The sequence below is a fragment of the Alkalimonas sp. genome, assembly GCF_020831925.1.
Taxonomy (GTDB): Bacteria; Pseudomonadota; Gammaproteobacteria; order Enterobacterales; family Alteromonadaceae; genus Alkalimonas.
Genome location: NZ_JAFIFQ010000031.1, coordinates 34999 through 45081, shown reverse-complemented (window position 1 = coordinate 45081; position 10083 = coordinate 34999). Strand labels below are relative to the sequence as shown.

Here is a 10083-nt window from a genome sequence, read left to right as displayed (position 1 = left end):
GTGTTCCGTCGTCCAAGCGCGAAAGACGATAGCGGCAAAGGCTTCACTCTGGCGCAGAAAATGGTCGGTAAAGCTTGTGGCGTGACCGGTGTGCGCCCTGGTACCTACTGTGAGCCAAAAATGACCACCGTCGGCTCGCAGGATACCACTGGCCCAATGACGCGGGACGAGCTAAAAGATCTGGCCTGTCTGGGCTTCTCGGCCGACCTGGTGATGCAGTCGTTCTGCCACACAGCGGCTTATCCTAAGCCGGTGGACGTTGACACCCACCACACCTTGCCAGATTTTATTATGAACCGTGCCGGTGTATCGCTGCGTCCGGGCGATGGCATCATCCACTCCTGGTTAAACCGTATGCTGCTGCCGGATACGGTCGGTACCGGTGGTGACTCGCACACCCGTTTCCCAATTGGGATCTCTTTCCCGGCAGGCTCTGGCCTGGTGGCCTTTGCTGCTGCCACAGGCGTGATGCCACTGGATATGCCGGAGTCGGTGCTGGTGCGTTTTAAAGGCGAGATGAAGCCAGGCATTACCCTGCGCGATCTGGTACACGCCATTCCGTATTACGCCATCCAGCAGGGCTTATTGACCGTAGAGAAAAAGGGCAAGAAGAACATCTTCTCTGGCCGTATTCTGGAAATCGAAGGCTTGCCTAACCTGACGGTCGAGCAGGCATTTGAGTTGTCTGATGCCTCGGCTGAGCGCTCTGCTGCCGGTTGTACCATCAAGCTGTCGGAAGCTTCGATTGCTGAGTACCTGGAATCCAACATTGTGATGCTGAAGTGGATGATCTCCGAAGGCTATGGCGATCGTCGTACCATCGAGCGTCGCATTCAGGCGATGCAGGAATGGCTGGCCAAGCCGGAGCTGATGCAAGCGGATGCTGATGCCGAGTACAGCGCGGTAATTGATATCGATCTGAGCGAAATCAACGAGCCTATCCTGTGTGCACCAAACGATCCGGATGACGCCAGACTGCTGTCGGAAGTCGCTGGCGATAAGATTGATGAAGTCTTTATCGGCTCCTGTATGACCAACATCGGTCACTTCCGCGCAGCCGGTAAGCTGCTGGATAAATACAAAGGCCAGTTGCCAACCCGTTTGTGGATTGCACCACCGACCAAGATGGATCAGGCTCAGTTGACCGACGAAGGCTACTACAGCATCTATGGCAAAGTCGGTGCCCGCACCGAAATGCCAGGTTGCTCGCTGTGTATGGGTAACCAAGCGCGCGTTGCTGAGAACTCCACGGTCGTATCGACCTCTACCCGGAACTTCCCGAACCGCTTGGGTCAGGGAGCGAACGTCTACCTGGCTTCGGCTGAACTGGCTGCAGTCAGCTCCATCATCGGTCGCCTGCCAACCGTGGCTGAGTACCTAGAGTACGCTAAGCAGATCGATGCCACCGCGGCAGATACCTACCGCTACCTGAATTTCCACAAAATGCCGCAGTACACCAAAAAAGCGGACAATGTGATTATTCAACAAGCGGTGTAATCAACAGCTGCACTACTAAAAAGACCTGCCGCGGCAGGTCTTTTTGCTTTAAACGGAACCAACCGCATGCAACAGACAGGAGATCTATGCAGTACATTCAACGAGAGCTTCAGCTATCGCCCTATCGGCGCGGCTTTCATTTGATCACCAATGATATCATCCGCGCCTTGCCGGAGTTAGCGACACTGCAGCAGGGGTTGCTGCATGTGTTTATTAAGCATAGCTCGGCGTCGTTGACGGTGAACGAAAACGCTGATCCAACAGTGCGCGGTGATTTCGAGCGCTTTTTCAGCCGTGCAGTACCGGAAAATGAGCCTTACTATCAACACAATGATGAAGGCCCTGACGATATGCCGGCACACCTCAAAGCCAGTTTGCTTGGCAGCAGTGTGACTGTGCCAGTAACCGAAGGACGATTGAATTTAGGGATCTGGCAGGGCATTTATCTGGGTGAGCACCGCGACCGCGCCAGCGGCAGAACCCTGGTGCTGACACTGCATGGCCGTTGATCATGGCAGTGATTTAACAGGCAAGCCCTCTTAGGCACTCAGAAATTACACCCTTGCAGTACTCTGTTACAAATCATTGATTCTGCCTTAACCCACACTCTGGCATAGTGGTCTACTGGTACTGAGATCATCAGTGATTTAGCTAATTTAAGTGCGTGAGGGGCTTCAGCATGCTGACTATTCGTAATCTATCCAAAACCTACAATAACGGTGTCAAAGCCTTGGATGCTATCAATCTCGATATTCCGGTAGGAATGTTCGGCTTGTTGGGGCCAAATGGCGCAGGGAAATCCTCGTTGATGCGCACCATTGCCACACTGCAATCCGCTGACCATGGTGAGATTGTTTTTAATGGTATTAAGGTTGCTGAACAACCGGACCAGATCAGGGCGACACTCGGCTACCTGCCGCAGGATTTTAACGTCTATCCGCGCATCAGCGCCCGGGATTTACTCGACCATGTTGCGATCCTCAAAGGCATTATCAATAGCAAACAGCGCAAACAACTGGTCGATACCCTGTTGGAACAGACCAACCTGCATCAGGTTAGCAAAAAAGCGGTCAGCTCTTTTTCTGGTGGGATGCGCCAGCGTTTCGGTATTGCCCAGGCGCTGATTGGCAATCCGGAACTGATTATTGTCGACGAACCGACAGCAGGGCTGGACCCAGAAGAGCGCAATCGCTTTCACAACCTGCTCGCTGATATTGGCCAAAGCAAAGTGGTCATTCTATCGACCCATATCGTTGAGGACGTAGCGGACCTGTGCCCACGCATGGCGGTACTGGCACAAGGTCGGATCCAGCTGGAAGGGGAACCTGCAGCCCTAATGCATGAGCTTCACGGCCAGGTATGGCGCACCGTAGTTGACAAGCAGCAAGCGCCAGCTCTGATGCAGCAACACACCGTTATTTCCAGTCACTTGCAGGCTGGTCGCAGTGTATTGCATGTATTGTCTGAGCAGCAACCAGCGGACGACTTTGTCGCGGTCACCCCGGATCTGGAAGATGTGTATTTTGCCACCTTGCATAAAGTGCGGAATGGCAGCACTGCCTGCCTGGCATAAGGAGAACTGCTATGATGTGGTTGCAACTTGCCCGTTCGGAAGCGCGTTACCTGCGTCGCTTGCCGTCATTTTATATTACTGCCGCACTTTTTTTCCTGCTGGCTTTTATGACCATTGCAGTGCCTAATGTAGAAATTGCGTTCGGTGGCCCAAGCGTCCATCAGAACGCACCCTGGTCCCTGGCTATGGCGTTGATGGTCTTTAGTATTTTTGCCATGTTCCTGGTTGCCAACTTTGTTGGAAATTCCGCGACTCGTGATGTTGTAAATCGGATGGATGGTATTATTCTGGCGACACCTGTTAGCAAAGGCGCCTGGTTGTGGGGACGCTTGACCGGTTCGCTCGCGATCACCGTGCTGGTGTTTGCCAGTGTGCCTCTTGGTCTGTTACTTGGCAGTTGGATGCCCTGGCTCGATGCTGAACGCTTCGGCCCGAACGTGATCAGCTATTACATTTGGCCATTTATTTTTCTGGTGGTTCCTAGCCTGCTGTTTTGTGCGGCCTTGTTCTATAGCCTTGCCGTCGCCAGTCGCTCCATTATGGGGATGTACCTTGGGGTTGTCGGTTTCTTTATTTTGTACCTGACCAGCAGTGCCTTACTTAGCGATCCGGATTACCGGACACTTGCCGCCTTGCTGGATCCATTTGGGATGTCTTCGTTTACAGAAGTCACCCGCTACTGGACAGCGACGGAGCGCAACAGCACGATGCCTGGCCTGGAAGGGCTTATTCTGGCCAACCGGCTGCTGTGGCTTGGACTTGCTGGACTTCTTATGCTGGCAACCCATGTGCTGATCGATCCACGCCGGCCACTGTCAATACGACGCCATAAAAAGCAACAGCAAGGCAATCCTGAAATCATTGCCCCAGTCAGCATGGCGCTGACAGAGTTACCTGCACCTGAAATTCATACCGATCGGCGCAGCTGGTGGCAGCAGTTGTTGCTGCGCAGCCGTTTTGAAGTGAGCCAGATTATCAAGAGTGCCCCTTTTGTGATTCTGCTGCTGTTAACCGTTTTCTTTATCGTATCTGGTCTGCTGCAAGGTAATTTTGGCAGCGCCTATGGCACTTCCGGCTGGCCCTTTACCCGCTTTATGGTCAGTCAGGTGATCGATGGGACTGTATTGATGATGACGGTCATCCTTATTTACTACAGCGCTGAATCGGTGTGGCGGGAGCGGCAAAGTGGCATGGGCGATATCATCGACTGCACGCCGACTCACAGTTCGGTGTTTTTTGTGTCGAAACTGGTCGGCCTGACGGCTGTGATCCTTGGCCTGACACTGGCCAGCATGGTGATGACCATCGGCTTCCAGTTAATAAAAGGTCATACCTGGTTGGAGCTGGGGCAGTACATCACCCGGTTGAGCCTGTGGTATGTACTGCCGCTGGTGATGTCGGCGGTGCTGGCGGTTTTTATTCAGACCCTAAGCCCAAACAAGTTCGCTGGTATCGGCCTGATGGTGCTCTTTATCATCGTGGGGATGACGCTGTCCAATCTGGGTCTGGAGCATCATATGTTCCATTTCGCTACCAGCCCGAATAGTCTGTACAGCGACATTAACGGCTATGGCCATTTTGTGCAGCCGCACCTTTGGTACATGTTGTATTGGGGTGGCCTTACATTAGTGATGGCGGCTCTGAGTTATGGTTTATGGCGTCGAGGCAACGAAGCTAGGTTGCGCAACCGTTGGCAGCAACTGTCTTCACAACTGGCGATGCCCGGAAAGGCGACCATGACCATCGGCTTGCTGCTTTTTGTCGGTGCGGGCAGCTGGGTTCATTACAATACGAGGGTGTTGAATGCGTTTCAGACCTCGAAACAAGGCATGGATTTGCAGGCAGCCTATGAACAGAACTATCGGGTTTACCTGGATATGCCTTTACCATCCATCACTGCGGTCGATTTGGAAGTGGATATCATACCCGAGCAGCGGCGCATAGATGCCCGTGGCCATTATATGCTAACCAACCTTTCAGACACGGTGATTGAACGCATGCTGGTGCATAAGCCGCCTCATGACTCCCGGGCTAGTAGCATGCTACTGCAGCTGGAAGGAGGCTCAGTGCAAGATATAGACGAGCGCTTCGGGGTGCTGTGGCTGCAGTTTGATACACCCTTACAGCCAACTGAGTCGCGACGCCTGGACTTCGAAGTGGCGCGGGTGAATCAAGGCTTTGTGGATAAAGGATCTGACCTCAGCGTGCTCTACAATGGCACCTTTATCAGCAATTCAGAGTTGTTGCCGTCGCTGGGTTATCAAAGCAATTTCGAGTTGCAGGATCGGCATGAACGACGTAAGCGGGATCTGCCGGCGCGACATCCGATGGCGGAACTGGATGATAGCAGTCAACTGGGTGTCAGCCTGTTTTCCGGTCAGTCGCATTTCATTGATTTTGCAGTGACCGTATCCACCAACCTGGACCAGCATGCATTGGCACCGGGATATCTGGAGCGACGTTGGGAGCACGATGGGCGGCGATACTTCCGTTACCAAATGGATGCTCCGATCGCGAATTTCTTCAATATCATGTCGGCTGATTTGGCGCTTACCCGCGAAGATCATAACGATATCGCCATCAAGGTCTACCATCATCCGCGTCATGCTATGAACGTGGGGCGAATGATTGCTGGTGTGAAAGACTCGCTGGATTACTTCACCGAGCACTTCGGGCCCTATCAGCACAGGCAATTGCGGATCATCGAGTTTCCTTACCGCAGTTTTGCCCAGGCATTCCCCAATACTGTGCCATTTTCCGAGAATATGGGGTTCGTGCTGGATTTGCGCGACGAAGACGATATCGACTTTGCTTATTACGTGACCGCCCATGAAGTGGCGCATCAGTGGTTTGGCCATCAGATTACGCCGGCCAACGTCAAAGGTGCCCAGGTACTGAGTGAAACTTTGTCGCAATATGGAGCGCTGATGGTGATGGAGCGGACTTATGGCAAAGCGGCCATGCGGCAGTTCCTGAAACGAGAGCTGGACCGTTACCTGTCACGTCGGGTGTTCGATATAGTAGGCGAGACACCACTGAAGTATGTGGAAATGCAGTCTTATATCTATTACGAGAAAGGTTCACTGGTAATGTACGCACTGCGTGACCGGATGGGTGAAGAACGACTCAACCGGGCCATTCGAAACCTTATCGAGCAGTTCCGCTTTCAGCATACCCCTTACCCGACTTCTGCGGATTTGTTAAAAGCCATTCGGGCAGAAGCCCATGACGACGAGCAGGACTTTATTACTGACTTGTTTGAACGCATCGTGCTGTTTGACTTTGAGACCCAAAGCGTCATCGCCGAGCAGTTGGATAACGGCCAATGGCAGCTGGAGCTGGTTATTGAAGCCCGCAAGTACGAAGCGGATGCTATGGGGGAGGAAACCGAGCTGGCGCTGGATGAATGGTTCGATATCGGAGCTTTGCAATTGCATCCGGATCGGGTACGCAGCGATAACGAGGTGTTGTATCTGGAGCGGCACCGAATCCAGTCTGGTGAAAACCGCATTCTGCTGGTGCTAGACGAACGGCCGGCATTCGCGGGGATTGACCCGTTCGTGAAAATGATCAGCCGCGACACCAGTACCAACGTACGTCAGGTGCGTTAAGGGGCCGGTCATTTACAGGACGCACAGTACCAGCTCTGTGCTGTGCGCCTGAATATGGGGTCCTGGCCGGGGTATATCTGGAGTTCCGCGACCGCGCTGGCGGCAGCATTCTGGTACTGACACTGCATGGCAGTTGATCATGGCATTGATTTCATTGATATGGATGAGCGCGGGTCGCTAGGCTTAGGTGGATGCTAAATAAACCATTCCTACGGATTGTGCCTTCTTATCAAAACTTACTATCGAAGAACACCCTCGATGTTCGCACATAACGGCGATCAGCGCATCGCTGAAATCGGCATTACCGCTTGAGAAGCGCTTGGTCGCCAGATAGACTAAATCGGCCTCGTCAATAACCAGCTGTTTTGTAGTCAGCAGCGCATTGACAACGTCTTCAATTGTCTTTCTTGGTTGGTCATAACAGGTCTCTAAAACCCAGATGATCTCAATCAGTACAATGGATGAAATAAAGCCTGGGTTGCGCGATGTCAGTTGATCTTCAATCAGCTTATTGGCCATGGCCGACTGGATTGGGTCATCCTGAGTTAAAAAGCGCACCAACACATTGGTATCGAGCCCAATCATTGGCCGGCCTTGCGTCGGATCGCGGCGTTCATTTCCTCAACGCTGACCATGCGTTTGGGTGTAACCATGCCCCGTAGCCGGGTGATATCCTCAACAGCGGCAAGCATCTCCCAATGGCCTTCAGTCACTTTTACAAATTCTACCCGATCTCCAGGGCCAACCTTGAGATCGTTGCGCACACTGGCCGGGATAGTGATCTGGCCTTTACTGGTCACTGTTGCTGTGGTCATGACTGCCTTTCCTTTTAGATGCTGCCTTACTTATAGTAAGGTAGCAAAGAGATGAAAAATTAGCCAGTGCTTTTCAACAAGCTTGTACTCAAAAACGTTCCCTTTGCGAACCATGAGATCAGTGAACTTCAAGCCATCAGCGCTAGTTTGATCTCGCCATAGGAATACTGCTCGCCGAGTGCTTCTTTGAGTACCTTCAGGCTGTCATCCCCTAGTCTTGCGGCCGTCTTGCGGATCACTGAGATCTTATCTGCTGACACCAGTTCGGTTAGCTCCAGCTCGCCCTGCGCCACATAATGGGCCAGGTGGCTTTCGATGGTGCTTCTGACCAGGCCCCGGCGTTCGGCAATCTGCTCCAGACTAAGTCCTTGCCGGTACAGGGTGAAGCTTTCCAGTCGGGTATCGGCTTTGTTTTTACGGGCAACTGGCTGCTCAGGGCTGACCGGCGCCTGGTTGGGCTCCAAACCCTTTTGCTGGCAATAATCGGCTACCAGCTGCAGGATAGCGTCACCGTATTTTTCGACGGTAGCAGGGCCTACTTTCGGCAGAGCTAGCAGCGTTGAAACATTGCCGGGCAGAGCATTGGCAATGTGCAGCATCACCTGTTGATGCAGTATGCGAAAGTGAGCCAGGTTCTCGGTTTTGGCCTGTTCGGCGCGCCAGTTTTTTAGCCTTTCCAGCAGTTCCGGATGCTGCATATCAGCCAGTTGAATCGGCTCGGCGGATTTTTTTGCCGGAGCCTGCTTGCTTTGGTCGATGTGCGCCCGCGCCACGGCTTCCTGATAACGGCAGCTGTCAAAGCCCTGTCGCATGCAATCAAGCGCGGCTAGCTTTATCGCAACAAGTTGACGCAGATGATCCGCCGCCTTATTCAGTTGTTTTTTGATGGCCTTGTTGTCCGTATCAAAACTAAAAGCGTCTAGCCAGACATGTAAATCAGCCAGTTTGTCGGTAAAATAATCCGCTGCTTTGTGCAATCGCTCCAGCACCCGTGGATCTTGTTGCGGCTCGTTATGCTGACTGAATAAAGACGTCAGCTGGCGACAAAAACTGGCAGCTACAGTGTGTACTTCGGAGCCGATGTTGTTGTTGATCGCATCCAGTTGGGCAGCGCTGGTGCAGTGGATTAGCTTATGATGTTCGTGCAGGGCACTGACCAGGTCATGCAACCGTCGGCTCCACTGGCTAAAGTCGAATGCGTCCAGTAACAGCTGCTGCTGATAGTCTATTCTGGCGCGCTGCACTATGTCTTTGGTCGGTGCGGTTTGCTGGCGGCTGAAGTGGCTGACGGCCTCGTCGGTCAGTACCGAGCGGGCCGACAAAGGACTGCTTAGCACCAGCCCCTCGAAGCTTTTACAGCGACTCAGTGCCACATAGATCTGACCATGGGAGAAAGCTGCTTCGCCATCGACAATGGCGCGCTCGAAGGTCAGGCCCTGGCTCTTGTGAATGGTGACTGCCCAGGCCAGCCGCAGCGGGATCTGAGTAAAGCTACCAATCACCTGTTCACTGATTTCGCCGGAGTCCTTATCCAACACGTATTTGATATTTTCCCAGCTTAGTGGCGATAGCTGAATGTCTTGCGACTCACCAGGGCATCGCACCCGCACCAGCTCTTTTTCCAGATGAGTGATCACGCCAGTCTTGCCATTGTAATAGCGTTGCTCGGTAGTATCGTTGCGCAGGAACATGACCTGAGCACCTTTTTTCAGCACCAGCTTGTCGGCAACCGGGTAGTTTTGTGGCGGATAATCGCCGTCAATGTGAGCAGCAAACTGCATTTCTGGCCCAGGCAGAGTGGCCAGCTGGCGTTCATTAATAGCATCTGCGCTGTGATTGTGGGTGGTCAGGGTGATGTAGTCCTCACCGGGCGCTGGCTGGAAGCCTGGCTTATAGCGGCTATTTAGCAATGCCAGGGCGGCGTCATCCAGTTGATTGTCGCGCACTTGGTTAAGCAGGCCGATAAAGCGGGGATCGGACTGGCGGTAGACCTGTTGCAATTCCAGCGTCAGCCATTTCGCTTGTTGCAGCGCTTTGCTTGAGAAAAAATAACAGCTGCCATAATGGTTTTGCAGCAGTGTCCAGTCCTGCGCTTTGGCGACCGGCGCCAGCTGATGCAGATCACCGATCATCAGCAATTGCACCCCGCCAAAGGGACGGTCTCTGCGCCGGTAGCGTTTAAGCACAGCATCCACCGCATCAAGCATATCGGCCCGGACCATACTGATTTCGTCGATCACCAGCAGATTCAGGCTGCGGATAATATTGATTTTTTCCTTACTAAAGCGGTTTTGTTGCGGCAACTCAGTGCCCGGCAAATAGGGGCCAAAGGGCAACTGAAAAAAAGAATGCAGGGTCACACCGCCGGCATTAACCGCTGCCACCCCGGTCGGTGCCGTTACCATCATGCGTTTGGGCGATTGTTGTTTCAGCTCGCGCAGGAAGGTGGTCTTGCCGGTACCGGCCTTACCGGTCAGAAACAAATGCATGCCGGTGTGCTGCACCAGCTCTCTGGCTAGTTGCAGTGGCTCATTGATGGCTGAAACGGGGTCATGTTCCATGCTTTGTCATCCCTGCTGTTCGAGTG

General features: G+C 53.1%; 7 protein-coding genes. 4 read left to right on the top strand and 3 right to left on the bottom strand.

What is annotated here, in order from left to right:
* The 4 genes from JJU14_RS10870 to JJU14_RS10855 all read left to right on the top strand — a co-directional run.
* On the top strand, nt 1–1497 hold a 1497-nt coding region (locus JJU14_RS10870), incomplete at its 5' end, for a bifunctional aconitate hydratase 2/2-methylisocitrate dehydratase (RefSeq protein ID WP_228613439.1).
* An 86-nt stretch (nt 1498–1583) separates the two neighbouring features.
* Nucleotides 1584–2006, top strand: coding sequence for a secondary thiamine-phosphate synthase enzyme YjbQ (locus tag JJU14_RS10865; protein ID WP_228613436.1), 423 nt, complete (start codon nt 1584–1586; stop codon nt 2004–2006).
* Between the two features lie 170 nt (nt 2007–2176).
* Complete coding sequence (locus tag JJU14_RS10860; RefSeq protein ID WP_228613433.1) at nt 2177–3070, top strand: ABC transporter ATP-binding protein; 894 nt, start codon at nt 2177–2179, stop codon at nt 3068–3070.
* A gap of 11 nt (nt 3071–3081) precedes the next feature.
* Nucleotides 3082–6681: a M1 family aminopeptidase gene (locus JJU14_RS10855; RefSeq protein ID WP_228613430.1), complete on the top strand. Its 3600-nt coding sequence runs from the start codon at nt 3082–3084 to the stop codon at nt 6679–6681.
* A 183-nt stretch (nt 6682–6864) separates the two neighbouring features.
* Here the strand turns inward: JJU14_RS10855 and JJU14_RS10850 are convergent, their stop codons facing one another.
* The 3 genes from JJU14_RS10850 to JJU14_RS10840 form a co-directional block, all read right to left on the bottom strand.
* On the bottom strand, nt 6865–7266 hold the full coding sequence (locus JJU14_RS10850; protein WP_228613427.1) for a PIN domain-containing protein: 402 nt from the start codon (nt 7264–7266) through the stop codon (nt 6865–6867).
* Nucleotides 7263–7496: an AbrB/MazE/SpoVT family DNA-binding domain-containing protein gene (locus tag JJU14_RS10845; protein WP_228613424.1), complete on the bottom strand. Its 234-nt coding sequence runs from the start codon at nt 7494–7496 to the stop codon at nt 7263–7265. The genes JJU14_RS10850 and JJU14_RS10845 overlap by 4 nt, the downstream gene beginning before the upstream one ends.
* A gap of 128 nt (nt 7497–7624) precedes the next feature.
* A complete protein-coding gene (locus JJU14_RS10840) occupies nt 7625–10057 on the bottom strand; it encodes a helix-turn-helix domain-containing protein (protein WP_228613421.1) in 2433 nt (810 codons plus the stop codon).
* Nucleotides 10058–10083 lie beyond the last annotated feature (26 nt).